A 24,411-nucleotide genomic window follows, 5' to 3' on the forward strand; every position below is an offset into this window, starting at 1 on the left:
CAGGCGTACTCACACATTTTGTGTTCTTTGGCCATTCGCACAGCAGCGCCATGAGGTGCTGGGCGTTGCGGCGCGGTCGTCCCCGTGACAGGTAACGAGAATTGGAAGATAGCGCCGTGAGGACCGGCCGCCGTCGCCCATAGCTTTCCCCGTGTGCTTCGACGATAGTCCGGCAGACGCCATCTCGATCCTCTCAGCGATCTACCTTGCCGGTCTCCCATTCGTCGCATTGTCACCGGAGACTGCAAACCAACCGCTGCCAGCGTAACCTTTGCTCCGCCTGAAGAGAGGCCTTCCGCAGCAGCATCAGTGAGACTCTATTCAAGCTCAATAAAGCGAGGTTGGCCCAATGAATGAACGCATCCAGGAAAGGTGGCCGGATATACCGTACGGTCCTTGGCGCAGCACGTGTTCCGCGTTGCATCTTTATAGTCAGATCATAGGGAAATATCGGCTCGCCCGCTCAGCGTGGGTGAACCATTCCTGGCATGCAACCCTCTACACTGACGCTCGCGGTTTCACGACCGGGCTAGTGCCAGATGGACCAGGCGGCATCGAATTGAGCCTCGATCTGATCAACCATGAAGTGGTCGGACGAGCAACCGATGGGCGCATTGCCCGGTTCCCGCTTGAGCCGATGTCGGTCGCCTTCTTTCACCGGCGCGCGTTGGATCTCATTCGTACTCTCGGTGGGACACCGGAGTTCCATGGCAGGCCGAATGAGATTCCGCAGGCTATTCCGTTCGCCGAAGACAGGATGGAACGCCCCTACGATGCCGATGCTGTGACACGGTTCTTCAGGGCATGTGTGGCAGTGACGAACGTGCTCCAGATCTTCCGTACGGCGTATCTCGGCAAGGTCAGTCCGGTGCATCTCTTCTGGGGAAGTTTTGACATTGCCGTGACACGTTTCTCCGGTCGACAGGCGCCCTCACATCCAGGCGGTATTCCGGCCCTGCCCGATGAAATCACCCGCGAGGCCTACAGCCACGAAGTCTCGTCAGCTGGCTTCTGGCCAGGTGGGGGTGCAATCGATTTTCCCGCGTTCTATTCCTATGCATACCCAATGCCGACCGGTTTTTCAGCTGCAAGAATTTCTCCCGAAGCCGCATATTACGATGAAAACCTCGGAGAATTTCTGCTGCCCTATGATGCGGTCCGGCTTGCCAACAATCCAGAACACACGCTCATGACCTTTTTGGAAAGCACGTATGGCGCCGCTGCTGAACTCGGTGATTGGGACAGGACTGCGCTCGAGTGCAAGGTTGGTAAACCTCGACAACCTCGGCCCATGTGAGACACAGAGGTTCGACTTAACTGATGACTTTTCCCGACTACGATTGTCGTCGTTCCGGGCGAACTGGGGCCGAGAACAGACCGCCAGCTTCGGTCTGCGGATCGTGCAGAGCGGACATTTAGGTTGGGCCCGGACATCGTCGTGACCTGACCCAAACGAGCCATTCCGGCAGGCAAGCTCGAATGTCTCGAATGTGGTGAATACGACATTGACAAAACCTCAGCCGTCGATGAAAGCGCGGAAAGAAGGGATTTGCTGAGCGCCGGTGAGGTCGGTTTCCTTTCAGAACAACTGATACTATGATCCTGCGGGGCCAGGCCAACAATGGACCGCAAGCTTGCCGCGATTCTCGCCGCCGATGTCGTGGGCTATTCGGCTCTGATGGAGCGCGATGAGGCCAGCACGTTCGAGCGCCTTCGCGCCGGACGCAAGGAACTGTTTGAGCCCGAAATTGCACGCCACCACGGCCGTATCTTCAAGCTGATGGGCGACGGGATGTTGGCCGAATTCGGCAGTGTCATCGATGCCGTCGAATGTGCGGCGTCGCTGCAGCGCGGGCTTGGCGAGCGCAACGCTTCGCTTCCCGAAACCGAGCAGATTCACGTGCGGATCGGCATCAACCTCGGCGAGGTGATCGTCGAGGGCGAGGACCGGTATGGTGACGGGGTCAACATCGCAGCCAGGCTTCAGCAACTGGCGGAGCCCGGCGGCATCTGCCTGTCGGGAAAAGTGGCCAAGGAGGTGGAGAGGAAACTGGCTTTCGCCTTCGAGCCGATGGGCGAGCAGAGGGTCAAAAACATTGCCCAACCAGTTCAGACCTATCGCGTGGTGCTTGATCCAGCGGCAGCGGGCACGACCCTCAAAGCTCGCCGCCGGCCGCGCGCCTGGCGCCTTCCGGTAGCGGCGGCTGTTCTCATCCTGGCCCTCGGCCTTGCCGCGGCATGGTGGCAGCCGTGGGAGAGGCCTGCGCAACCTGCTGCGCCCGCGGCCAGCGAGGCGGTAGATGCCCGGCCGTCGCTCGTAGTCCTGCCCTTCGACAATCTCAGCGACGACAAGGAACAGGAATATCTCGCCAACGGCTTCACCGAGGACCTGACGACCGAACTGGCGCGCGTGCCCGGCCTTTTCGTCCTCTCCCGCAACGCGGCCTTTGCCTACAAGGACAAGGACACGAAGCCTGCGGAGATTGCTGCGGCATTGGGCGTCCGCTATCTGCTGGAAGGCTCGATTCGCCGCGTCGGCGACAACATGCGCATCAATGCGCAACTGATCGACAGCTCGACATCCGGACATCTCTGGGCGGAGCGCTTCGACGGCCGGTGGGCGGACGTGTTCGCGCTGCAGGACAAGGTCGTCGGCAGCATTGCCGGCGCGCTCCAGCTCCGCCTGGTGAGCGTCGCGCCGGCCGCCCGCGTGGGAGGCACAAACAATCCCGAGGCCTATGATGTCTATCTCAAAGGGATGGACATCTATAACCGCATCAACACCCCCGAGGAGTTTGCGCAGGCTGTGAAGCATTTCCAGCACGCGGTGCAACTCGACCCCGATTTCGGCGCGGCTCATGCCCAACTCGCCTGGGCCTATTGGGACGCGGACATCGACCGGGCCGTGGTGATGGGGCTCACGCGAGCCGAGGCCTATGACAAAGTCCACGAAACCCTGAAGCTCGCCGCCCGACATCCTTCGCCGGGTTATTATCAACTGGTCGCCGAGTTGATGATCAGGGAGCACAACTCGGACGAAGCAGTCACCGTTCTTCTGAAATCGATGGCGCTCGATCCTAGCGATACCTGGAATTATCTCTCGCTGGCCAATGCCCTGAATTTCAACGGCCGGCCGAAGGAAGCGCTGAGCTATCTCGATGCGGCTGCGCGCGTCGACCCGATCTCGTGGATGGACTACAGGCGCTACCAGGCCGGACTGGCCGAGTTCGGTCAAGGGAAATTCGAGGGCGCGGTTCGCTCCATCGAGAAGATGGACCTTGCTTCGCCCGATTCACCGGCCAACTTCTATGCCCTGCAAGTCCTTGTTTCGGCCTATGGGCATCTTGGGCGCACCGACCAGGCCGCGGCCGCCTTGGAAATGTTTAGGAAGGCTGTTGCGCACAGAATGGAATACGGGGAGAGCCAGTTGATCACCCAGGACTACATGGTGTTCAAGAATGTGGCCGATATCGAACGCCTTTTGGCCGGCCTGACCAAGGCAGGTGTGCCCGATCTGCCGGCATTGGCAAGGGCAGGCATGAATCCGAAGGACCGGCTCACAGGCGCGGAAATAAGGTCTCTCATGTTCGGCCACGAAACGCGCGGAAAATTGGCGTTTGACAAGTTCCTGCCTATGCAGCGCACGACCTCCGTCGACGGCGCCGTCAGCGAGACCATTGGCCAAAGGACCCACTCAGGAACCTCGTGGGTGCAAGGCAATTTCTTGTGCAATGCCTTTCCGGTAGAGCTGACAAGCTGTGGAGCAATTTATCGCAATGTGTTCAGGACGCCGGGGCGCGACGACGAATACAAGGCCGTTTACCGCTGGGACCAGTTCGAATTTTCGGTCGTCAAGTGAACTCCCAAATGCCGCAAAGGCCGAAAGTCTGCTTGCGGGATATACATGCGACCTTGTTCGCCATAACCGAAACGACCGGAATTGGCGCAACCACGACCTCCACCGTGGCCGCTGGCGATGTCGGCTTTCAGGCGCTGGCAAAGGCGACTTCGCCGGCCGACATTGGGCGCATTGCCGACGGTCTTGGGCCGAACATCAGTCAGTAGGCTTCGATTGTCAGAATTGCGTTCTGGAATCGCTTGGCCGCAAGATCCTCAGGCGTAATCCAATATTGAAGCGGCCCCATCTCTCCGACGGTCCAGTTGAGCGCCATATCCGGCCCAAGTTGGAGCAATAGCAGGTAGCGGTCCTTCATCTCGTCGGCTGCTGCCTGGACGACTTCACCCTTGCCAAGCATCTGATGGTTACGGGATACGTGGCGGTGAGACAGGGCGGCTACGATGTCAGGGCCGATGAGCGCTGCACCGTCCGGGGCTGTCAGACCGCCCTCGGCGCCTTGGATCGCCGCGATCGAAACCCAAGCGGACTCTCTGCAGCCATTTGTTTTTCGGCCGATAGCGGGCCTTCGGCGAAATTGGAGCTGTTGACTCTCCCAGACATTCGAAACGTGTGACCGCGGCTATTGGGTTCAATGATACGACCCTCGACGCAGGCCGTACGGAAGTCCTTGCCAGAGCCATCAATATACATTATGTGTAAATGTATATTGATATGAGGAAGGATGCCCGCATGCGCTCCATTGCCATCACTGACACGTTCTCGGTTGCAAGTCAGCCGAACGTTGCCGATTTCAAGCATTTGGCCGGCAAAGGCTTTCATGCGCTCATCAATGCACGACCCGACGGGGAGGAGGCTGGCCAGCCTGGAAACGTTGCCGAGCAGCGAGCAGCGCACTATGCCGGCCTTCGCTATAGCTTCGTTCCGGTCACCGGCGCGACGATCACGCGGGCCGATATTGACGCGTTCCGATCCGCTCTGGCTGCTTCGGCAGGGCCAGTCATTGCGCATTGCAAAAGCGGCGCACGGGCACTGACGCTCTACGTGCTGGGGGAAGTGCTCGATGGGCGGATGGAGGTCGACGATGTCGTATCCTTCGGAAAGAGCCACGGCTTCGACCTTTTCGGCGCGGTCAAATGGCTGGAAAAAACTGCCCGCGAGCGTCCGCGCGTAAAAGGCTTCTTCGACCCGCGCACCTATTCAATCCAGTATGTGGTTGCAGATCCGGCGACGAAGAGATGCGCCATCATCGATCCGGTGCTCGACTTCGATGGGAAGTCCGGCGCGACTGGAACCAGGAGCGCCGACGCCATCCTCGCCTATGTCGACGACGAGGGACTGTCGGTCGAATGGATCCTCGACACCCATCCGCACGCCGACCACTTCTCCGCGGCGCACTACCTCAAGGAGAAGACCGGCGCGCCAACCGCCATTGGTGCGCGTGTCGCCGATATCCAAAAGCTTTGGCACGGCATCTACAACCGGCCTTCCGCACAGGACGGTTCGCAGTGGGATCGGCTGTTCGCGGATGGCGATCGGTTCAAGGTCGGTTCCATCGACGCCCATGTGATGTTGTCGGCAGGACACACCCTTGCCTCTGTGACTTACGTTATCGGCGACGCCGCCTTCGTTCACGACACCCTCTTCATGCCAGACAGCGGCACAGCGCGGGCCGACTTCCCTGGCGGCGATGCCCAGATTCTGTGGCGATCCATTCAGAATATCCTCGCGCTGCCGGACGAGACGCGCCTTTTCACGGGCCACGACTACCAGCCGGAAGGCCGGACGCCACGCTGGGAGAGCACGGTCGGTGAACAGAAGCGCGCCAACCCGCATGTCGCCGGGATGGACGAGGCTGCCTTCGTCAAACTGCGCGAGGCGCGCGATCGCTTGCTGCCCATGCCCAAGCTGATCCTCCACGCACTGCAGGTAAATCTGCGCGGCGGCCGCCTTCCAGAACCGGAAGACAACGGCCGGCGCTATCTCAAATTTCCGCTCGACGCGCTCCAGGGAGCGGCATCGTGACTGCGATGGACGATTTGAAAACGAAAGGCATGAGCCTTGCCGCCATGGAGGTCCGCGCCGGCGAAGTCGCGGGATTGCTAAAGACGCTCGCCCATCCGGTCCGGCTGCTGCTCGCCTGCACGCTTGCCGAGGGCGAATACTCGGTCGGCGCGCTCGAGGAAAAGCTCGATATCCACCAGCCGACGCTCTCTCAGCAACTCACCGTTTTGCGCGAGGCTGGGATTGTCGAGACGCGACGCGAAGGCAAGCAGATTTTCTACCGCCTTACGGCGGACAAGGCGGCGCAGCTCATCGGGGCTCTCTATGGTATCTTCTGCGAGCCTGGGAGCACGTCATGAGCGGTTACTGGGTGTCGCTGATCGGTGGCATGATCATCGGCCTCTCTGCGGTCTTGCTGCTTGTCCTGAATGGGCGCGTCGCCGGCATAAGTGGCATTGTCGGACGTCTGGCGCAGGGAGCTAACATCCTGACGAACGGCGCCTTCGTCGTAGGCCTCGCCCTCGGACCGGTGTTGTTCCTCGCACTATTCGGGCATATGCCGGCGGTCACCGTCACCGGGTCGTGGCCACTGATCGTCGTCGCGGGCTTGCTCGTGGGTTTCGGCACGCGCATGGGTTCGGGCTGCACCTCGTGCCACGGCGTCCTCGGTCTTGCCCGGTTGTCGCGGCGCTCTTTCGCCGCCGTCGTCACGTTCCTCGCGGCCGGCGTGCTCGCCGTCGCTCTACTGAAGTGCGCCGCACCATGACCGTTCGCAAGTCGCAAATCATCGTTTCCGTCGGCGCCGGTCTGGTCTTTGGCTTCGGCCTGTCGCTGTCGGGCATGCTCGACCCGATACGCGTGCAAGGCTTTCTCGACGTCTTTGGCGCGTGGGACTCGAGCCTGGCCTTCGTGCTTGGCGGCGCCGTCGCGGTGGCCTTCGTCGGACTCCGCGTGGGGCGGCGCATGCCGCGGCCGATACTCGACACGACGTTCCATTTCCCGGTGTCGACAAGCATCGATGCGCGGCTGATCGCGGGCTCCGCGCTATTCGGCCTCGGCTGGGGGCTCGGGGGATTGTGCCCCGGCCCCGCTGTCGCCTCGCTGTCGCTTGGCCTCTGGCAAACCTGGCTCTTCGCGCTGGCAATGCTCGCCGGCATGATATTTCACGACCGGTTCTTCAAGCGGATGCGGCCTTGACCGGCGCCATGGTGAGCGCCGTCGGCTCGGGCGGTATCGTCGGCTTGATGCTCGGCCTGCTGGGTGGTGGCGGCTCGATTCTTGCCGCACCGCTCCTGCTCTATGTCGTTGGCGTTTCCAGCCCTCACATCGCCATCGGCACCAGCGCACTTGCCGTTTCGGCCAACGCGATTGCCAACTTCGCCGGGCATGCGCTGAAAGGGCACATCTGGTGGCGCTGCGCGATCGTCTTTGCCGCTGTCGGTGCGGTGGGCGCACTCGCCGGCTCCAGCTTCGGGAAGGCTATGGACGGTCAGCACCTGCTCGTCCTGTTCGCCCTGCTGATGATCGTGATCGGCGTCCTGATGCTCAAATCACGCAAGACCGTAGCCGCAACGGCTCGGCCCGTGGATCGACGTATGTGTCTGCTGACGGCGTTCGCTGCGATCCTCGCGGGTGGTGCGTCCGGATTTTTCGGCATTGGCGGCGGGTTCCTGATCGTGCCCGCCCTATTGGCCGCCACGGGGATGCCGATGATCAACGCGGTCGGCTCCTCTCTGCTCGCGGTCTCCGCCTTCGGCCTCGCAACTGCCATCAACTACGCCGCCTCCGGGCTGATCGACTGGCTGCTCGCGGCCGAGTTCATTGGCGGCGGTATCCTTGGGGGGATGATCGGCATGACTGTCGCCACTCGGCTTTCCGCCGGCAGGGACACGCTCAACCGCATCTTCGCCATCGTTATTTTCATTGTCGCAGGCTACGTGCTGTGGCGGAGCGAAGGCCGCTAGACGCTGCCTCCATAACGAGAAATCACCCCGCGCCGTGTGCAGCCGGTTTCAAGGTTCCAGGCTGGATCGACTTGCTTTGTGGTGCGGTTCCATGTCGGCTGTTGGCGCAAGCGCGTCGATCCGAGGCTCTCGGGAAGGTCGGCTTCCAGACGGTGATCAAGTCGCCCTGAACGGCCGACTTCGGCGCGTGGCAGACGTCCCTCAAATCATGGCGTAGAAGCGCCGCAAACCGGCGGGGGTCAATATCGCGTCGTGCCTCAGCTTTGTGATGAATGCCATTTATACGCCATTGGCGCCGCGGGCAGTTGCGGACGCGGCTCCTATTCTGCACCTGGACGGCTTTGTGAGGCTTTGAGGAATAAAGGTCCGATTCATTAACGCTTTGATTTTCTTATTCGTTTTTGGTTTTGCGACACTCCGTCGCATGGTAGACAAACCACTTTTTGAGTCGAGCGCGTCTACCAATTCCCCCATAGGGGCTCAGGCCGGGCGGCCTGGATGGGCGCGGACTATACGGTTGGAGGCCTGTTCGTCAACTGGCCAATTCCCTGGAGCCTATCTAGCCCAAGCCTAAGCTTCGATTTCGTCGTCGGAGGCTTCGGTCCATAGTGGGCATCTCAGCCCGTTGAACCCTTCTACCGCAACAGCGGCCACAGAATGCCGATGAATACTGACGCCCCATCCATGAGCCAATGCGCCGTCGCCAGCGGCAGCACGCGGTGCACATGATCAGATTGAGTTAGGATCGGGTTCTGAACGCTACGGTGGAAACGAGTTCAGCCAAGTCCGGTTTCCGGAGTGAAAGCAGAATGTATCGACCCGGCCATGAGCAAAACATCACCGAGGGCGGCTCACATCTCCTCGAGGGCGTCGGCAATATAGCCGCCGGTCTGAAGCTTCCACAGTCGGGCATAGAGCCCGTCGCGCTCCAGCAGCGCCGATGGTTTTCCCTCCTCGACGATGCGGCCTTTGTCGAGGACGACGATCCGGTCCATCCTGGCAATCGTCGACAGGCGATGGGCGATGGCGATCACGGTTTTGCCTTCCATCAGAAGAGCGAGCTTGTCCTGGACCGCCGCCTCGGCTTCGCTGTCCAATGCGGACGTCGCCTCATCGAGAACCAGGATTGGCGCGTCCTTGAGCAACACCCGGGCGATCGCGACGCGCTGGCGCTGGCCGCCGGAAAGTTTCACCCCGCGGTCGCCAACGAAAGCGTCGTAGCCGGTTCGGCCTTCGCTATCTCTGAGATCGGCGATGAAGTCGTCGGCCTCGGCCAGCATCGCGGCGTGCTCCACCTCCTCCGGCGGGGCATCGGGCCGGCCATAACGGATGTTGTCGCCGACGGAGCGATGCAGAAGCGAGACGTCCTGGGTGACGACGCCGATGCTCTCCCGAAGGCTGGCCTGGGTCACGCTGCGGAGATCCTGCCGATCGATCAGGATCGCGCCGCCCTTCAGCTCGAAGAACCTTAGGAGCAGGCTGACAAGGGTCGACTTGCCGGCGCCGGAGAGGCCAACGAGCCCGACCTTCTCGCCTGCGCGCACGGTGAGCGACAGGTCTTCGATCACCCGTTGGCCCTCGCGGTATTCGAACTGGATGTTCTTGAACTCGACTTCCCCGGCCGAGACGTCGAGCGGCTTGGCGTTCGGCGCGTCTTTTATGGTCGGCGGCGTCGTCACGACCGGCATTGCGTCGCGGATCGTGCCCACCGCCTGGAAAATCTGCTGGCCCATCTGCAGGAAGGCACGGGAGTTGGCGTTGAGCCGCTGCACGATGGCGATCGAAGCGGCGAACTGGCCAACCGTGACGAAGCCGGCGACAAATCCCCAGAGCCCTATGGCAACATTGGTGAGAAAGAGGGCAACGTTGAGCAGGACGACGCCCATATCGGTCGTCAGATAGATGCGCCTTTCGCGCTGCTGGGTCTCGATGGCGTTTTCCATGACGGTCCGTATCGCGCCCGCCTCGCTGTCTTCCGCCGCAAACAGCTTGACCATCTGGATGTTGCTGTAGAGGTCGGTCATGGCGCCGACCACGAGGCTTCGCCCGCGCGCCGAGCGGCGCGACCGCTCGGAATATTGGGGTACCGCCACCACCGCAATGGCGATGTTGGCGGAGATCCAGACGAAAACCGGCAGCGCCAGCGGCCACGACAACGCGCCAAGCAGAACGAGCGAACCGACGAGTTGCACCAGGAACAGCGGTATTCTGTAGAAGGCCACGACGATCTGCTGCTGCACGGCGGATGCGACTTGCGAAATGCGCGACGCCACCTGACCGGCGAAGAGATCGTGGAAGAAGGCAAGGTCCTGGCGTTCCACTGCCTTGTGGCCCTGCCACTGCATCGCCGCCGGCATGCATACGGCCACCGTCTGCGAGTTCAGCGCATTGCCCACGAAGATGAGCAACGGCAGCACGGGGAAAACCAGCACGCCGAGCACGACCAGCGTCGGCCAGTCCTCCTGCAGGAAAACCGCCGCGCCCTTCGCGCTCACCCCGTCGACGACGAACGAGGCCCCCCAGATCGTCGCAAGGTTGATCCCCTCGACCGCCATCATCAGGATGGTAATGGCCGCAAGGGTGCTGCGGAACATCCGCGCAAAATGCAGGAGCAATGCAAACGGCCCGCTCGCAGGCAGCGGCGCGGGTGGAATATCCAGCGGACGGATGAGCGTCTCAAAGGGGCGATAAATGAAATCAGACAACGACATGGCGGCGCAAAGGGCGAAGCAGGGAGAGAGGATGCGACAGGAATCGCCGGTATTTAAACACGGATCGTGTTCGACCGGAAAACGCGGCAACGTATTAGAACTCGCCTTGACGCATTTCAGGCGCAGAAGTTCGATGCCCTTGCCTGTTCGTCAACGGCCAATTCCCGAGATCCGGTCTCGCCCAAGCCCGGCCTTTCGATTTCGTGAAGCAGCTGCCATTGTGCAGCGCGGAAAATCTTTCTAGACAGGCGGCGCATGTCATTGAAGCGCACCCTGTCCGACGAGGTTGATACGGGGGCGCTTCCAAGTCTTGTTTGTGCCATGTCGTGACCCCAAGACCGCTACTGGTTTGGGCGTGCATTAGGAGTGCCGATGCTTCGCGGACTTTACGACTGGACCTTGTCGCTGGCGGCGAGCAAATCCGCCGAATGGTGGCTGGCCTTCATCGCCTTCGTCGAGAGCTCTGTGTTCCTGGTGCCGGCCGATGTGCTCTATCTGCCGATGGCGCTGTCGCGGCCGGATCGCGCTTACCGTTATGCGCTGGTTGCCACCGTCGCCTCGGTGCTGGGCGGCATCGCCGGCTGGTTCATCGGCCACTACGCCTATGACGCGGTGGCGCGGCCGATCCTCGAATTTTATGGCAAATACGACGAGTTCGAGGCGATGCGCGTCTCGTCGGGTGTCGGCTTCATCATCCTGATGCTGGTCACCTCCGGCCTCGCCCATCTGCCGCCGATCAAGGTGGTGACAATCCTGTCCGGCGTCATCGGTGTTCCTTTGCTGCTGTTCATCGTGCTGGCAATCGTTGCGCGCGGCGCCCGCTTCCTGTTTCTCGCCTGGCTGTTGCGCCGCTATGGCGAGCCAATCCGCCACTTCATCGAAAAGCGCCTTGGCCAGATTGCGGGCGCCGCCGCCGCTGCCCTGATTTTGCTCTATATCGTCGTCAAATACGCCGTCTGAACGGCATCGAACCGAATGGACTGAGTCCGATGACAGCGACCGTGAATGCCGATACCGGACGCCAGCGGCTGCGCACCGCCCTGTTTCTCGCTGTCGCCATGGCTGCCACGGTCGGCTCGGCGCTGGCCTTCCAGTATCTCGGCGGCTACATCCCCTGCAAGCTCTGCCTCGAGCAGCGCACCCCTTACTACGTCGGCGTGCCCTTGATGCTGCTGGCGGTGCTTGCGTCGGCTCTTCACGCGCCAGCCTGGATAAGCCGTGGCCTGCTGGCCATTGGCGGCCTGCTGATGCTCTACGGTGTCTATCTCGGCGTTTATCACTCCGGGGTCGAATGGGCGTGGTGGCCGGGCCCGACCGACTGCACCGCAGCCGCCGGACCGGTGGACACCGGCGGCAAGGGCGTGCTCGACGCTCTCGACAAATTCGTCCCGCCCTCCTGCGACAAGGCGGCGCTCCGCATCCTCGGCCTGTCCTTGGCCGGCTGGAACGCCATCGCCAGCTTCGTCCTGGCAGTCGTAGCCTTCCGCAGCGCCTTCGCCCGCGATTGATTTAGCGCGACACGAGATCATCCAAGAATTCGGCAGGCTGAGTCGTGTGGAGTGATTGTCGAGAACCGAAGCGGAGCGGACATTGGTCGGTGAGCATCGGAAGCGCAAAAAATCGCTTCAGACGGCCAGCCTCCCGAATTGTCGGATGATCTCAAGGTTCGAGTTCGACATCCCAGTAGAGATAATCCATCCAGCTTTCGTGCAGATGGTTGGGCGGGAACAGCCGGCCGTTATTATGCAAATCATGTACCGTCGGCTGATAGGGCTTCTGCAGCGGCCACATCTTGGCGTGGGCCGGCATCATGCCGCCCTTCCTCAGATTGCAGGGCGAGCAGGCAGCGACGACATTCTCCCAGGTCGTGGCGCCGCCGCGATGGCGAGGAATGACATGGTCGAACGTCAGATCGTCCGGCGTACCGCAATATTGGCACTGGAAACGGTCACGCAGGAAGACGTTGAAACGGGTAAACGCCGGATGCCTCGACGGCTTCACGTAAGCCTTCAGGCTGACGACGCTCGGCAGCTTCATCGAAAAGGTCGGTGAAGAGACGGCGTGTTCGTATTCGGCGACGATGTTCACCCTCTCGAGGAACACCGCCTTGATGGCATCCTGCCAGGACCAGAGCGACAGGGGGTAATAGCTGAGCGGACGGTAATCCGCATTCAGCACCAGCGCTGGAAGCCCATCCGGAGATACGGCAACCGTCACGTCGTTGACCTCCTTCACCTAGAACCGGTCGACGCGGATACTGTAAGCCCGACATGACAGGGATGTGAAGCGGATTGTCGATCTTGCCGGGTCTCAAAAACGCATGATTTCAATGCTTTTTTGCGGATTCAGGCCGGAGGCGCGGCATCCCTGCCCTTCAATTCGCGATAATAAGCCCAGAAAAGCCGCGATGCGACACCGCGCCACGGGCTCCATGATTCGGCAAGCCGGATCAGCATTTTCTCCGGCGGACGCGGGTCGATGCCGAGTGCATGGCCGACCGCGCTCTGCAAAGCAACGTCGCGCGCCGGAAAGATATCCGGGTGTCCGGCGGCAAACAAAAGGTAGACTTCAGCCGTCCACGGGCCGATGCCCGGGACCTTGGTCATGGCTGCGATAGCCTCGCTTGCATCGAGCCGGCACAGGTGATCGAGGTCGAGCCCGCCGGCCACCGCCTGGGCGACGGCAATCAGACCGCTCTGCTTGGGCCGCGACAGCCCGGCCTCGCGAAAGATCGCCTCGTCGGCGGCAAGGATCGCCTGCGGCGTCAGCGGATCGAGCAGTTTCGTCAGCCGGCCGAAGATGGCATCGGCGCTCGCGCGGGACACTTGTTGTGAAACGACGATCGAAGCGAGGCTCCTGAACCCCGGCTCCGACAGCCTGAGCGGCACCTCGCCGGCCATGCCGCGCACTTTTTCCAGGCGTGGGTCGAGCAAGCATAGCCTATCCAGCCCTTGCGCAATGTCGTCGAGACTGGCGATGCGTTGCATGTCTGCTTGTTCCAAAATCAAAAGTGCCGCACGCTTCGTCACGCGTCCCTCTGGACGCACGACGCCGCCGGCGCAAAGTAGCAATTGGCGAAAGCGCCGCACAACCCGATTGCCGCCGGACAATGACACTGCTGACATTCCGCTTCGCGCCGAGCCCGAACGGCGAACTGCATCTCGGCCATGCCTATTCGGCGCTGCTCAATCAGAAATTGGCAAAGGCGGCGGGTGGACGCCTGCTGCTGCGCATCGAGGATATCGATACGACGCGCTGCACGCCGGAATTCGAGACAGGCACTTTTCGCGACCTGAAATGGCTGGGGCTTGGCTGGGAGGAACCGGTGCGCCGCCAGTCCGAGCATTTTGCCGAATATCAGGCGATGCTCGAGCGGCTGATCGAAGCGGAGCTTGTCTATCCGGCCTTCATGAGCAGAAGTGAGATCCGCGCCTTCATCGCCGACAGTGAAAAGCGCGGCCGCGACTGGCCGCGCGACCCGGACGGCGTGCCGCTCTATCCCGCCGCCGACAAGGCGTTGCCGGCGAGCGAGCGTAAGCGGCGCATCGCCGAAAATGTGCCATTTGCCTGGCGGCTGGACGTCGATGCGGCAATGGCGCGCGCCGGCAAGGACCTGTTATGGGCCGAATACACGGACGAGACGCTCTCCGCGACGCGTCGTATCGAAGCCCGTCCGCAGGATTGGGGCGACGTGGTCGTGGCGCGCCGCGAAATCCCGACCAGCTATCATCTCGCCGTCACCATGGACGACGCGCTGCAGGGCGTCAGCCATGTCGTGCGCGGCCAGGACCTTTATTCCGCGACCAGCGTGCAGCGGCTGCTTCAGCAACTTCTTGGCCTGCCGCAGCCGGCCTATTTTCACCATCGCCTGATCCTCGGCCCTGACGGACGAAAACTGTCGAAGAGTCTTGGCGATACCGGCCTTGCCGCCCAGCGTAAGGCGGGCGCATCGCCCGCCGACGTCAAGCGGCTGGTCGGTCTCTAGACTAGACCGGTGAGCTGACGGCCATCAACGGCGCTCCTTCAATTCAAATGACTCTATGGATCAACCGTTTGGTTTTGCTTGCCGGCCCGAACGGCATTAAGCAGTCGCCGCAGTCGATCCCCCACCCGAATTCAACGCGGCCTCCGGAAAATGCACAGCCTCAAGCGGTTCATCCCCGCCTCTTTCGTCGTCCTGTGGGCGACCGGCTTCATCGGCGCACGCTATGCCATGCCGTGGGCGGAGCCCTTTACGTTCCTGGCCGCGCGCTTTGTCCTGGCCGCAATCCTGCTTGTCGCTTTGATGGCCGCACTTGGTTCGAGCCGCGCCACCCGCGATGAAGCGCTGCACGCGACGGGTGCCGGCATCCTGATGCATGGGGTCTATCTCGGCGGCGTGTTCTGGGCCATCCACCGGGGCATGCCCGCCGGGCTTTCAGCCCTGATCGTCGGCCTGCAGCCGCTGATCACGGCAGTGCTCGCCGGCCGGCTTCTGGGCGAGGCCATCCTGCCGCGCCACTGGGCCGGTCTCGGCCTCGGGTTGATCGGCGTGGTGATCGTGCTCTGGCCGAAGCTCGGCGCGCTCGGCGGCGGCGTGACGGCCGAAACACTGGGCGCCTCGCTGGTCTCCGTACTCGGCATGAGCGCCGGTACGATCTGGCAGAAGCGTTTCGCCTCCGGCGGAGATCTGGTGGCTGCCACGTTCTGGCAATATGTCGGCGGCGCATCGGTGATGGCTCTGGCCTCGCTCGCCTTCGAGACCCGAACGGTCATCGTCAATGGCGAACTGATGTTCGCTATGGCCTGGCTCGTGCTGGTGCTGTCGATCGGCGCCATCTTCCTGTTGATGGTGATGATCCGCGACGGCGAGATGTCGAAAGTCGCCTCGCTGTTTTACCTCGTGCCGGCCGTCACCGCGGTCATCGCCTGGGCATTGTTCGGTGAGCAATTGAGCCCGCTCCAGATCGCCGGCATGGCGATCGCGACGCTCGGCGTCGGGCTGGCGACGGCTCAGCCGCCGACGCGGGCACGTGCCTCTAAATAGCGGCTGATCGCGGCGTTGAGCTCGCCACCGAGGATGAAGATCGCCGAGACGATATAGAGGAACACGACGGCGATCATGATCGAGGCGAGGCCGGCATAGGTCGTCACATAGGACGAGAAATGATCGAGATAGGCGGCGAAGATGGTCGACCCGATGAGCCAGCCGACCAGCGTGAAGATGATGCCAGGCACGATCGAAACGAAGCGGCGCTTGCCGGCCGGCAACCAGAAATGCACGGCGAACAGACCGCCGATGATGACGACCGAGGCTATAACGTAACGCCACAGCGTGATCGTGCCCATATAGGGTTTTATCCATTCGAAATGCGACTCGGCCAGCCGTGCCAGCAATGGCGCGAAGACCAGCAGCACGCTGATCGCCAAAAACCCGGCCGTCGCGATCAGCACGAAGATGATGCTCTGCACTCGCCGGTAGATGATGCCGCGCGTTTCCGAGACACGATAGGCGCGGTTGAGCGAAGTGCGCAGCGCCTCGATCCCGTTCGAGGCGAAGTATCCGGCAAGCACGATACCGTAGGTCAACAGGTCACTGCGCCGAACGGTAAGCACGTTGAGCACTTCGCGCGCGATCGGTTTGGCGATCTGCTCCGGCCATGTGTCGAATACAAGGTGCACGGCGGTGTCGGCGAAAGCCTGCGCACCGAAAAAACTCGCCAGCGTCGTGGCGAAGATCAGGAAAGGAAAAAGCGCCATCAGCGCGGTGATCGCCAGATGGCTGGCCATTGCCCAGCCGTCGTCGGTGTTGAAATGGCCGAGCGCGTCGTAGAGGACGCGTTTGAGGGCTACGATCTTCCGCAACAAGAACCGCGTTCCCTTCGATTGTCCCGACGCCGCGAATATGGGAAGGGTTTGCGGTAAATGACAACCCTAGGTCAAACCACCATTCCTCCCGGAGAAAAGTTGCGCACCATCATTGTCACAGGTGCCTCTTCCGGAATAGGTGCCTATTGCGCCCGAGCGCTGAAGGCGGAAGGCTGGCGGGTGTTCGCAACGGCCCGAAAGCCCGAAGATATCGCCGCGCTAGAGGCCGACGGCATCGAGGCCTTTTATCTGGACTACACCGAGCCCGGATCGATCGAGGCGCTGGTGGCGTCGGTGCTGGAACGGACCGGCGGCCGGCTCGATGCGCTCTTCAACAACGGCGCCTACGGACAGCCCGGCGCCGTCGAGGACCTGCCGGTCGAGGCTTTACGGCAGCAGTTCGAGGCCAATGTCTTTGGCTGGCATGATCTCACTCGCCGTGTCGTACCGGTGATGCGCCGCCAGGGCCATGGTCGTCTCGTTCATTGCTCATCGATCCTCGGCCTCGCGCCGGTGCCTTTTCGCGGCGCCTACTCGGCATCGAAGCACGCTATCGAAGGGCTGATGCTGTCCCTCTATCAAGAGCTCCTCGGCAGCGGCATCCATGTTTCGCTGATTGAGCCGGGGCCGGTGAAATCGAAGATCGCTAGCAACAGCCTTGCATGGTTCCTGGCAAATATCGATCATGAGAATTCCGTTCATCGCCTCGCCTATGCGGCGCAACTCAAACGGCTGCGGGCCGGCGGCAGCACATCGCGGCTGAAGCCCGGGCCGGAGGTGGTTTATGCCGCCTTGCGCCATGCCCTTCTGTCGCGGCGCCCGCGCCCGCATTATGTGGTAACGGTGCCGGCCAGGATCGGCGCAATCCTTAAACGCATCGTGCCGTCATCGATACTCTACCGTCTGCTCGCCAAACGCGCCTGAACGCAATTCACCTGGGACACACCATGGCAACCGTCTTCAACATCCTCGCCGTTCTCGTCATGGTTGCCGTGGTGATCGTGCTGATCCGCGGTCTCATCAACATGATGCGCGGCGGCTCCAGCATGACCTCCAACAAGCTGATGCAGACGCGCGTGCTGTTGCAGTTCGTGGCCTTGGTGCTGATCATGCTGGCGGTATATTTCACCCGTAAGTGACGCAGCAGCCACCAGCCGGGAGGTAACCCGTGGTCAAGCTCAACAAGATCTACACCCGCACCGGCGACGATGGCACCACCGGCCTCGGCTCTGGTGAGCGGCGGCTGAAATCCGACCTTCGAATCGAGGCCTACGGCACCGTCGACGAGGCCAATGCCTGCATCGGCATGGCCCGCATTCATACAGCGGCAGTAAATCCGGCGATCGATGCGATGCTCGGCCGCATCCAGAACGACCTTTTCGATCTCGGCGCCGATCTGGCAGTCCCCGATGATGGCAAGCCGCTCGACTACGAGCCGTTGCGCATCATCGCCTCGCAGACCGACCGCATCGAACAGGATATCGACCTCCTCAACAAGGACCTTGAGCCGCTCAAATCCTTCGTGCTCAACGGCGGTACGCCGGCAGCGGCTGCCCTTCACCTCGCCCGCACGGTGGCCCGCCGCGCCGAGCGCATCATGGTGGCGCTGTCGCAAGACCCGGACGAGCACGTCAACCGCGAGGCGATAAGATACATCAACCGTGTCTCGGACTTTCTGTTCGTCGCCGCACGCGCGGTCAATGACAACGGAAACGCCGACGTGCTATGGGTTCCCGGCAAGAACCGCTGAATCCGCCGGAAGCGGGAGAGGCCCGATGTTCATCCCGCTTTACGACACCAACCGGCTGCGGCACATCAAGCTGCAATATGTGACGATCAGCCTGATCGCGCTAAACGTGCTGATCTACTTTGTCACAACGCTTGGCGGCGAGGACTTCGCCAACGCCGCGGTGCTGGGCCTCGGCTTCATCCCGTCTGTTGTGCATGACAGCGTCGAGCTCGCTCCGCAATTTGTCGTCATTCCGGAGAGCCTGAGCTATCTGACCTATTCCTTCCTGCACGCGGATATCTTCCACCTCGGCGGCAACATGCTGTTCCTGTGGGTGTTCGGCGACAATGTCGAGGATGCACTCGGCCATGTCCGCTATCTCGTCTTCTACCTGCTTTGCGCCATCGCCGGCGCTTTCTTCCAGGGTCTGGTTGCCTGGGATTCGCAAGTGCCGCTGATCGGCGCGTCGGGCGCCATCGCCGGTGTCGTCGCTGCCTACCTGATCCTTTATCCGCGGGTGAAGGTATGGGTGCTGGTCTTCGCACGCATCCCGTTGCGCATCCCGGCCTTCATACCGCTCATCCTGTGGATCCTGTTCCAGATCTTCATGTTTGCCCAGGGAGGCGAGGATCAGGTTTCCTGGGCCTGCCATATTGGCGGCATCATCGCTGGAGCCGTACTGGTGCTTATCTTGCGCAGCCGCGGCGTGCCGCTGCTCGCCGGCGCAGACGAGGAGCCGGCCGTGGTCGCCGGTCCGGTGCCCCTAGCCGTGGAGCCGGCGCCAAGCGACCCACAACCTGCGCAGCCGGCGCCGCGCTGGGGCAGGGGGACCGTTTCCGGTCCGGACTGAACCGATTTGAGTGCTTCGCCGAAGATCCGAGTGCGCCCCGGATATTGACGCGCGAGGTCGCCGCAACTACGGAAGCGCCACCCTACTGGCGTGGCGAAGACCAGAATTCCGTCCGGAATGTCGGCTTTCGACAACTCTGAAGAGGTGCACGCTGCTATAGCGCGCCCGACGAGCGTAAAGAGACTATCGTGAAAGAGGTGACAGGCAAATGAAGATCCTTGTGCCCGTGAAGCGGGTTGTGGATGCGAACGTCAAGGTCCGGGTGAAGGCGGACGGTTCGGCGGTGGAACTCGCCAACGTCAAGATGGCGATGAACCCGTTCGACGAGATCGCGGTGGAAGAGGCGATCCGGCTGAAGGAAGCTGGCAAGGCCGAAGAGATCATCGTCGTATCGATCGGGCCGCAGCAGGCACAGGAGACGTTGCGCACGGCGCTCGCCATGGGCGCCGACCGCGCCATCCTGGTCAAGACCGACGAGCAGACTGAGCCGCTGGGCGTCGCCAAGGTACTGAAGGGCGTCGTCGAGGCAGAACAGCCCGGCCTGGTCATTCTCGGCAAGCAGGCGATCGACGACGATTCCAACCAGACCGGCCAGATGCTGGCCGCACTTCTCGGCTGGGCTCAGGGCACCTTCGCCTCCAAGATCGTGCTCGACGGTGACAAGGCCACCGTGACGCGCGAGGTCGATGGCGGCCTGCAGACGCTGGAACTGAAGATGCCGGCAATCGTCACGGCCGATTTGCGGCTGAACCAGCCACGCTACGCGTCGCTGCCCAACATCATGAAGGCCAAGAAGAAGCCGCTCGACGAGAAGAGCCCTGCCGACTACGGCGCCGACGTCAAGCCGCGGCTGAAGGTGATCAAGACCGAGGAGCCGGGCGGCCGCAAGGCGGGCGTCAAGGTCAAGAGCGTCGCCGAACTGGTCGACAAGCTGAAGAATGAAGCCGGCGTGCTGTAGGAATTCATGTGATGCCGGCCTGCAAACGGCAGGGTTCTCCGCTTCCGGTGCTCACCTACTGAAGTACGCTCCGCTCCGGTTCTCGAACCCAACCGTTTTCGACTCGGCCTGACATGAATTCGAACGTCCCCACTGAAGTGGATCAAGGAATAAAGAGATGACAATTCTTCTGATTGCCGAACATGACAACGCGACGCTTTCCGACCAGACCGCCAAGGCGCTTTCGGCGGCGCTGCAGATCGGTTCGGACGTGCATGTGCTGGTTGCCGGCAAAGGTGCCAAGCCGGCAGCGGACGCCGCCGCCAAGCTCAAGGGCGTCACCAAGGTGCTGCTCGCCGACGCCGACGAACTGACCGAGCGTCTCGCCGAACCGCTGGCGGCACTCGTCGTTTCGCTTGCTGAGCCATACGAGACGATCATCGCGCCGGCGACCTCGTCGGGCAAGAACGTCGCGCCCCGCGTGGCGGCGCTGCTCGATGTCGCCCAGATATCGGAAATCATCGAAGTCGTGTCGCCCGACACCTTCAAGCGGCCGATCTATGCCGGCAACGCCATCCAGACGGTGCAGTCGAGTGACGCCAAGAAGGTCATCACGGTGCGCACCGCTTCCTTCCAGGCAGCACCCGAGGGCGGTTCCGCGCCGGTCGAGACGGTCCAGGCGCCGGCCAATCCCGGCCTGTCGAGCTTTGTCGAGAACAAGCTCTCCGAGACCGACCGTCCAGAGCTGACCTCGGCCAGGATCATCATCTCGGGCGGCCGTGCGCTGGGCTCCTCCGAAAAGTTCCAGGAGGTCATCCTGCCGGTCGCCGACAAGCTCGGTGCGGCGGTTGGTGCATCTCGCGCCGCCGTCGATGCCGGCTATGCGCCGAACGACTGGCAGGTCGGCCAGACCGGCAAGGTGGTAGCGCCCGACCTTTACATTGCCGTCGGCATCTCCGGTGCTATCCAGCACCTTGCCGGCATGAAGGATTCGAAGGTGATCGTTGCCATCAACAAGGACGAGGAAGCGCCGATCTTCCAGGTCGCCGACTACGGTCTCGTCGGCGATCTCTTCGTCATTCTGCCGGAACTGCAAAAGGCGCTTTGACGCCTTCTGCCAAAGCGTATTAAATTCTGAGGGGTGGGGTAGACGAAGTCGCCCCGCCCTTTTAGTTTGCACTGCACAAAAAACGGGCCGCAAAGGCCTCGACGGGATCGGGTAATGAGCAAGATCGAGACGATCGGCATCATCGGCGCGGGCCAGATGGGTGGCGGCATCGCCCATGTGTCGGCGCTGGCGGGCTATAAGGTGCTGGTTTACGATATTTCGCCCGACCGCATCGAAAAGGGCATCGCTACTATCAGCGGCAACATGGCCCGTCAGGTCGGCTCCGGCAAACTCGAGGAAAAGCTGCGCAATGAGGCGATGGCGCGCATTTCGGCGGCACCGGCCATGGCCGACCTTGCGGGCGCCGATCTGGTGATCGAAGCAGCGACCGAGGACGAGACGGTCAAGCGCAAGATCTATGCCCAGCTCTGCCCGCAACTCAACCCCGAGGCTATCCTGGCGACGAACACGTCATCGATCTCGATCACGCGGCTGGCTTCGCAGACCGACCGCCCTGAACGCTTCATCGGCATACATTTCATGAATCCGGTTCCGGTGATGAAGTTGGTCGAACTGGTGCGCGGCATCGCCACCGAGGACCAGACCTTCGAAGCGGCAAAAACATATGTGAAGCAACTCGACAAGACGATCACCGTCTCGGAGGATTTCCCGGCCTTCATCGTCAACCGCATCCTGCTGCCGATGATCAACGAAGCGATCTACACGCTCTATGAAGGTGTCGGCTCGGTCGACGCCATCGATACCGCTATGAAGCTCGGCGCCAACCATCCGATGGGGCCGCTGCAGCTTGCCGATTTCATCGGGCTCGATACCTGCCTGTCGATCATGCAGGTGCTGCATGACGGGCTGTCGGATTCGAAATACCGCCCCTGCCCGCTGCTGGTCAAATATGTCGAGGCCGGCTGGCTCGGCCGCAAGACCGGGCGCGGCTTCTACGACTATCGCGGCGAGCATCCCGTTCCGACGCGCTGATCCCTATCGCTACCAGCGCACGAAAAGCCGTCCGCCGACCGCCCCGAGCACGGCAAGGCCGGCGATTGCGATCGTATACCAGGTGCCGACAAAAAGCGGCGAATCGTCGAAGCAATGCGCCGCATAGAAGGTCGCCGCCAGCCCGCCGGCAAGCAGGCCCGCCGCCGCACCGGCAAGCACCGGCCGTGTCGGCGCGCCATGGCGCAGCACCGCGAGAAAGACGGCAAGCGGGCCGATGCCGATCAACGGAATGAAGGTCAGGCAGATGACCATGTTTGTACCGACCAAGCGTGTGCCCCAGTCGGACGCAGGCACGGCGAAGAGTTCGAGAATCACGGCCACAAGCACCAGCAGCGGCGCGGCGATCATCCAGCTTGCCGTCCGGCCGGTCGATGCACCGGGCGTCGACAGTCCACGCACCAGGACAAAGGCGCTGGCGGCAAGAGCAATCGTGAAGACGAATTTGGACAGGAACCGCATCGTGTGCATAGCGATCGCAATGTCGGGGCGCGGGCCGATCGTCAGCCAGAAAACCGCGGCCGCGATCACGATGGCCGCGCTGGCAGCAAGCCACCAGGCGGCGCCTAGCGGCAGCGCCTCGCTGCGGGCATCGGCGTCGAGCGCCTTGATGAGATCTTCGGTCCTCATGTTATTCCCGCCCCGCCCTGAACCGTTTGGCAATGGCGGCAAGCCCGCGGTGCAGTGACACCCGCACAGCCGTCTCGCTGATGCCGAATTTGGCCGCGGTCTCACCGATTGACCGGCCTTCGACCGATACGGCCGAGACGACGGAACGCTGTGCCGGCGACAGGCTGTCAAGCGCCCGGTTGACGTCGCGCTCGCTCACCGTCTCCGATTCCCGTTCGGCAAAGGTCTCGGCGATTTCGTCGATCTCGACCTCGATCCGCCGGCCGCGCCGCCGGAACGCATCGATCAGCTTGAAGCGGGCTATTGCATAGACCCAAGGCAGCACCGGCGCATCACGGCGCCAGGTGTGTCGTTTCACATGAATGGCCAGCAAGGTTTCCTGCACGACATCCTCGGGATCCACCCCGCCCTGCACAATCTTGCGCCGGGCAAAGCCACGAACGAGCGCGGCGATCCGGTGCAGAAAGTCGGCATAGGCCCTTTCGTCTCCGGCGATCGCGGCCCGCAGCAGCCGTGAAAGCTCGGCTTCGTCCTTGCCGCTCACAAGAGTTCACTCCCCGATATTCGCGTCTCGGCGCTGATTTGTTACGGGGCCGGCGAAATAATGTCCAAGGCAAATTAGCTGAACATCACGAAAGTTTGCTCCTTTTGAGCAATTGAGTGGGCCAGCAATGTTGACTGCACTAGTCAGGTATTGGTAGGTGCAGCTTGCAAAGCCAAAGACCATCGAAATCGAGGACGACGCCATGAAGTATGCTCTTTCCGCCCTTGCCGGTGCGACAGCACTTGCAATCAGCCTGATCGCCGGCCCGGCAATAGCAGAGGACGAGGGCATCGTCGTCTACAACGCCCAGCACGAAAACCTGACCAAGGCCTGGGCGGAGGGATTCACCAAGGAAACCGGCATCAAGGTCACCGTCCGCAATGGCGGCGACAGCGATTTCTCCAATCAGATCGTTGCGGAAGGCACCGCTTCGCCCGCCGACGTATTCCTGACGGAGAATTCGCCGGCCATGGCGCTGGTCGAGGCGGCCGGCCTGTTCGCACCGGTCGACACCGAGACGCTGGCCCAGGTTCCGCAGGAGTACCAGCCGGCGAGCGGCAAATGGGTCGGCGTCGCCGCGCGCAGCACCGTCTTTGCCTACAACAAGACCAAGCTGACCGCCAACCAGCTGCCCAAATCGCTGCTCGATCTCGCCGATCCGAGCTGGAAGGGCCGTTGGGCCGCTTCGCCCTCCGGCGCCGATTTCCAGGCGATCGTCAGCGCGCTTCTGCAGCTCAAGGGTGAGGCAGCGACGGCCGAATGGCTAAAGGCAATGAAGGAGAATTTTACCGCCTATAAGGGCAACAGCACGGTGATGAAGGCGGTCAATGCCGGCGAGGTCGAAGGCGGCGTGATCTATCACTATTACTACTACGGCGATCAGGCCAAGACCGGCGAAAACAGCAAGAACGTCGAGTTGCACTATTTCAAGCACCAGGATCCCGGCGCTTTCGTCTCGGTTTCCGGCGGTGGCGTGCTGGCCTCGAGCAAGCACCCGAAGGAAGCGCAGGCTTTCCTGACATGGGTCACCGGCAAGAGCGGCCAGGACGTGCTGAAAACGGGTGATTCCTTCGAATACGCAGTCGGCAAGGGCGCCGAGTCCAATCCGAAGCTGGTGCCGCTGGCCGATCTGCAGGCGCCGAAAGTCGACGCGACGACGCTGAACTCGAAAAAGGTGACCGACCTGATGACGGCGGCCGGCTTGCTTTAGCCGGCGTTCG

At 62.0% G+C, this 24,411-nt stretch carries 27 protein-coding genes; 20 read left to right on the top strand and 7 right to left on the bottom strand.

All coding sequences use genetic code 11. The annotated features are described in order from the left end of the window. Positions 1–349: 349 nt before the first annotated feature. The 3 genes from NKH21_RS09620 (at position 350) to NKH21_RS09630 (ending at position 4,065) form a co-directional block, all read left to right on the top strand. Complete coding sequence (locus tag NKH21_RS09620; protein WP_352670112.1) at positions 350–1,297, top strand: DUF5996 family protein; 948 nt, start codon at positions 350–352, stop codon at positions 1,295–1,297. A 324-nt stretch (positions 1,298–1,621) separates the two neighbouring features. Beyond that, entirely contained in the window at positions 1,622–3,859 is a 2,238-nt protein-coding gene (locus NKH21_RS09625; protein WP_352864538.1) for an adenylate/guanylate cyclase domain-containing protein, read from the top strand. 53 nt (positions 3,860–3,912) lie between these two features. Then, positions 3,913–4,065, top strand: coding sequence for a hypothetical protein (locus tag NKH21_RS09630; RefSeq protein WP_352670117.1), 153 nt, complete (start codon positions 3,913–3,915; stop codon positions 4,063–4,065). On the opposite strand, the gene NKH21_RS09635 is transcribed toward NKH21_RS09630, so the two are convergent. Continuing rightward, entirely contained in the window at positions 4,059–4,415 is a 357-nt protein-coding gene (locus tag NKH21_RS09635) for a DUF1963 domain-containing protein (protein WP_352670145.1), read from the bottom strand. The two genes, NKH21_RS09630 and NKH21_RS09635, sit on opposite strands and share 7 nt — an antisense overlap. Before the next feature lie 173 nt (positions 4,416–4,588). Between NKH21_RS09635 and blh the strand changes: the two genes are divergently transcribed. The 5 genes from blh to NKH21_RS09660 are packed head-to-tail and all read left to right on the top strand — an operon-like array spanning position 4,589 to position 7,824. Beyond that, positions 4,589–5,881, top strand: coding sequence for a bifunctional sulfur transferase/dioxygenase Blh (gene blh, locus NKH21_RS09640; protein ID WP_352670119.1), 1,293 nt, complete (start codon positions 4,589–4,591; stop codon positions 5,879–5,881). 5 nt (positions 5,882–5,886) lie between these two features. Beyond that, entirely contained in the window at positions 5,887–6,219 is a 333-nt protein-coding gene (gene bigR / locus NKH21_RS09645) for a sulfite-sensing transcriptional repressor BigR (protein ID WP_352670148.1), read from the top strand. Then, on the top strand, positions 6,216–6,626 hold the full coding sequence (locus tag NKH21_RS09650) for a YeeE/YedE family protein (protein ID WP_352864540.1): 411 nt from the start codon (positions 6,216–6,218) through the stop codon (positions 6,624–6,626). The genes bigR and NKH21_RS09650 overlap by 4 nt, the downstream gene beginning before the upstream one ends. Continuing rightward, the gene (locus NKH21_RS09655; protein ID WP_352670125.1) at positions 6,623–7,057 is read left to right on the top strand and encodes a DUF6691 family protein; all 435 of its coding nucleotides are present in this window, start codon (positions 6,623–6,625) and stop codon (positions 7,055–7,057) included. The genes NKH21_RS09650 and NKH21_RS09655 overlap by 4 nt, the downstream gene beginning before the upstream one ends. A gap of 8 nt (positions 7,058–7,065) precedes the next feature. Further along, positions 7,066–7,824: a sulfite exporter TauE/SafE family protein gene (locus NKH21_RS09660; RefSeq protein WP_473600042.1), complete on the top strand. Its 759-nt coding sequence runs from the start codon at positions 7,066–7,068 to the stop codon at positions 7,822–7,824. Positions 7,825–8,675: 851 nt separating this feature from the next. Here NKH21_RS09660 and NKH21_RS09665 read toward each other — a convergent pair. Next, the gene (locus NKH21_RS09665; protein WP_352864543.1) at positions 8,676–10,535 is read right to left on the bottom strand and encodes an ABC transporter ATP-binding protein; all 1,860 of its coding nucleotides are present in this window, start codon (positions 10,533–10,535) and stop codon (positions 8,676–8,678) included. 372 nt (positions 10,536–10,907) lie between these two features. Here NKH21_RS09665 and NKH21_RS09670 point away from each other — a divergent pair, with 372 nt between their 5' ends. Further along, positions 10,908–11,495: a YqaA family protein gene (locus NKH21_RS09670; RefSeq protein WP_023677958.1), complete on the top strand. Its 588-nt coding sequence runs from the start codon at positions 10,908–10,910 to the stop codon at positions 11,493–11,495. A 29-nt stretch (positions 11,496–11,524) separates the two neighbouring features. Continuing rightward, positions 11,525–12,043, top strand: coding sequence for a disulfide bond formation protein B (locus tag NKH21_RS09675; RefSeq protein ID WP_352670133.1), 519 nt, complete (start codon positions 11,525–11,527; stop codon positions 12,041–12,043). Between the two features lie 151 nt (positions 12,044–12,194). On the opposite strand, the gene NKH21_RS09680 is transcribed toward NKH21_RS09675, so the two are convergent. Beyond that, positions 12,195–12,752 (bottom strand): HNH endonuclease, encoded by a 558-nt coding sequence (locus NKH21_RS09680; protein ID WP_023677956.1) that lies wholly within the window; start codon positions 12,750–12,752, stop codon positions 12,195–12,197. A gap of 128 nt (positions 12,753–12,880) precedes the next feature. Beyond that, complete coding sequence (locus NKH21_RS09685) at positions 12,881–13,522, bottom strand: DNA-3-methyladenine glycosylase family protein (RefSeq protein ID WP_352670137.1); 642 nt, start codon at positions 13,520–13,522, stop codon at positions 12,881–12,883. A 122-nt stretch (positions 13,523–13,644) separates the two neighbouring features. Here NKH21_RS09685 and gluQRS point away from each other — a divergent pair, with 122 nt between their 5' ends. Together gluQRS and NKH21_RS09695 are read left to right on the top strand one after the other, a co-directional pair. Next, positions 13,645–14,520 (top strand): tRNA glutamyl-Q(34) synthetase GluQRS, encoded by an 876-nt coding sequence (gene gluQRS / locus NKH21_RS09690; RefSeq protein ID WP_352670139.1) that lies wholly within the window; start codon positions 13,645–13,647, stop codon positions 14,518–14,520. A 150-nt stretch (positions 14,521–14,670) separates the two neighbouring features. After that, entirely contained in the window at positions 14,671–15,561 is an 891-nt protein-coding gene (locus NKH21_RS09695) for a DMT family transporter (RefSeq protein ID WP_352668914.1), read from the top strand. Here NKH21_RS09695 and NKH21_RS09700 read toward each other — a convergent pair. After that, a complete protein-coding gene (locus NKH21_RS09700; protein ID WP_292656768.1) occupies positions 15,528–16,382 on the bottom strand; it encodes a YihY/virulence factor BrkB family protein in 855 nt (284 codons plus the stop codon). The genes NKH21_RS09695 and NKH21_RS09700 overlap by 34 nt on opposite strands. A gap of 57 nt (positions 16,383–16,439) precedes the next feature. Here NKH21_RS09700 and NKH21_RS09705 point away from each other — a divergent pair, with 57 nt between their 5' ends. The 7 genes from NKH21_RS09705 to NKH21_RS09735 all read left to right on the top strand — a co-directional run bounded on the left by NKH21_RS09705 (position 16,440) and on the right by NKH21_RS09735 (position 21,999). Beyond that, entirely contained in the window at positions 16,440–17,306 is an 867-nt protein-coding gene (locus NKH21_RS09705; RefSeq protein WP_352668915.1) for an SDR family oxidoreductase, read from the top strand. A 23-nt stretch (positions 17,307–17,329) separates the two neighbouring features. Beyond that, positions 17,330–17,521, top strand: a complete 192-nt coding sequence (locus tag NKH21_RS09710; RefSeq protein ID WP_023677950.1) for a twin transmembrane helix small protein — start codon at positions 17,330–17,332, stop codon at positions 17,519–17,521. Positions 17,522–17,550: 29 nt separating this feature from the next. Continuing rightward, a complete protein-coding gene (locus NKH21_RS09715; RefSeq protein WP_352668918.1) occupies positions 17,551–18,132 on the top strand; it encodes a cob(I)yrinic acid a,c-diamide adenosyltransferase in 582 nt (193 codons plus the stop codon). A gap of 25 nt (positions 18,133–18,157) precedes the next feature. Next, positions 18,158–18,961, top strand: coding sequence for a rhomboid family intramembrane serine protease (locus NKH21_RS09720; RefSeq protein ID WP_352668919.1), 804 nt, complete (start codon positions 18,158–18,160; stop codon positions 18,959–18,961). A gap of 208 nt (positions 18,962–19,169) precedes the next feature. Next, entirely contained in the window at positions 19,170–19,919 is a 750-nt protein-coding gene (locus NKH21_RS09725) for an electron transfer flavoprotein subunit beta/FixA family protein (RefSeq protein WP_023677947.1), read from the top strand. Positions 19,920–20,076: 157 nt separating this feature from the next. After that, positions 20,077–21,006 carry an electron transfer flavoprotein subunit alpha/FixB family protein gene (locus NKH21_RS09730; RefSeq protein ID WP_352668921.1) on the top strand — a complete coding sequence of 310 codons (930 nt, stop codon included), beginning with the start codon at positions 20,077–20,079 and terminating at the stop codon, positions 21,004–21,006. 114 nt (positions 21,007–21,120) lie between these two features. Beyond that, positions 21,121–21,999, top strand: a complete 879-nt coding sequence (locus tag NKH21_RS09735) for a 3-hydroxybutyryl-CoA dehydrogenase (protein ID WP_023677945.1) — start codon at positions 21,121–21,123, stop codon at positions 21,997–21,999. 9 nt (positions 22,000–22,008) lie between these two features. On the opposite strand, the gene NKH21_RS09740 is transcribed toward NKH21_RS09735, so the two are convergent. Both NKH21_RS09740 and NKH21_RS09745 read right to left on the bottom strand, forming a co-directional pair. Then, a complete protein-coding gene (locus NKH21_RS09740) occupies positions 22,009–22,647 on the bottom strand; it encodes an NrsF family protein (RefSeq protein ID WP_352668924.1) in 639 nt (212 codons plus the stop codon). Between the two features lies 1 nt (position 22,648). Further along, complete coding sequence (locus NKH21_RS09745; RefSeq protein WP_352668926.1) at positions 22,649–23,191, bottom strand: sigma-70 family RNA polymerase sigma factor; 543 nt, start codon at positions 23,189–23,191, stop codon at positions 22,649–22,651. Between the two features lie 202 nt (positions 23,192–23,393). On the opposite strand from NKH21_RS09745, the gene NKH21_RS09750 reads away from it, so the two are divergent. Further along, complete coding sequence (locus tag NKH21_RS09750) at positions 23,394–24,401, top strand: iron ABC transporter substrate-binding protein (protein ID WP_352668928.1); 1,008 nt, start codon at positions 23,394–23,396, stop codon at positions 24,399–24,401. Positions 24,402–24,411: the final 10 nt, after the last annotated feature.

This window comes from Mesorhizobium sp. M1329 (genome assembly GCF_040318035.1).
GTDB lineage: Bacteria > Pseudomonadota > Alphaproteobacteria > Rhizobiales > Rhizobiaceae > Mesorhizobium.

Bases quoted from the DNA above. Each gene is read 5' to 3' on its own strand.
- NKH21_RS09695 (WP_352668914.1), top strand. From the start codon at position 14,671: ATGCACAGCCTCAAGCGGTTCATCCCCGCCTCTTTCGTCGTCCTGTGG.
- bigR (WP_352670148.1), top strand. From the start codon at position 5,887: ATGGACGATTTGAAAACGAAAGGCATGAGCCTTGCCGCCATGGAGGTC.
- NKH21_RS09655 (WP_352670125.1), top strand. From the start codon at position 6,623: ATGACCGTTCGCAAGTCGCAAATCATCGTTTCCGTCGGCGCCGGTCTG.
- NKH21_RS09750 (WP_352668928.1), top strand. From the start codon at position 23,394: ATGAAGTATGCTCTTTCCGCCCTTGCCGGTGCGACAGCACTTGCAATC.
- NKH21_RS09720 (WP_352668919.1), top strand. From the start codon at position 18,158: ATGTTCATCCCGCTTTACGACACCAACCGGCTGCGGCACATCAAGCTG.
- NKH21_RS09685 (WP_352670137.1), bottom strand. From the start codon at position 13,522: ATGCAACGCATCGCCAGTCTCGACGACATTGCGCAAGGGCTGGATAGG.
- NKH21_RS09665 (WP_352864543.1), bottom strand. From the start codon at position 10,535: ATGTCGTTGTCTGATTTCATTTATCGCCCCTTTGAGACGCTCATCCGT.
- NKH21_RS09625 (WP_352864538.1), top strand. From the start codon at position 1,622: ATGGACCGCAAGCTTGCCGCGATTCTCGCCGCCGATGTCGTGGGCTAT.
- NKH21_RS09740 (WP_352668924.1), bottom strand. From the start codon at position 22,647: ATGAGGACCGAAGATCTCATCAAGGCGCTCGACGCCGATGCCCGCAGC.
- NKH21_RS09620 (WP_352670112.1), top strand. From the start codon at position 350: ATGAATGAACGCATCCAGGAAAGGTGGCCGGATATACCGTACGGTCCT.
- NKH21_RS09650 (WP_352864540.1), top strand. From the start codon at position 6,216: ATGAGCGGTTACTGGGTGTCGCTGATCGGTGGCATGATCATCGGCCTC.
- NKH21_RS09675 (WP_352670133.1), top strand. From the start codon at position 11,525: ATGACAGCGACCGTGAATGCCGATACCGGACGCCAGCGGCTGCGCACC.
- NKH21_RS09725 (WP_023677947.1), top strand. From the start codon at position 19,170: ATGAAGATCCTTGTGCCCGTGAAGCGGGTTGTGGATGCGAACGTCAAG.
- gluQRS (WP_352670139.1), top strand. From the start codon at position 13,645: ATGACACTGCTGACATTCCGCTTCGCGCCGAGCCCGAACGGCGAACTG.
- NKH21_RS09730 (WP_352668921.1), top strand. From the start codon at position 20,077: ATGACAATTCTTCTGATTGCCGAACATGACAACGCGACGCTTTCCGAC.
- NKH21_RS09710 (WP_023677950.1), top strand. From the start codon at position 17,330: ATGGCAACCGTCTTCAACATCCTCGCCGTTCTCGTCATGGTTGCCGTG.
- blh (WP_352670119.1), top strand. From the start codon at position 4,589: ATGCGCTCCATTGCCATCACTGACACGTTCTCGGTTGCAAGTCAGCCG.
- NKH21_RS09735 (WP_023677945.1), top strand. From the start codon at position 21,121: ATGAGCAAGATCGAGACGATCGGCATCATCGGCGCGGGCCAGATGGGT.
- NKH21_RS09705 (WP_352668915.1), top strand. From the start codon at position 16,440: ATGACAACCCTAGGTCAAACCACCATTCCTCCCGGAGAAAAGTTGCGC.
- NKH21_RS09670 (WP_023677958.1), top strand. From the start codon at position 10,908: ATGCTTCGCGGACTTTACGACTGGACCTTGTCGCTGGCGGCGAGCAAA.
- NKH21_RS09660 (WP_473600042.1), top strand. From the start codon at position 7,066: ATGGTGAGCGCCGTCGGCTCGGGCGGTATCGTCGGCTTGATGCTCGGC.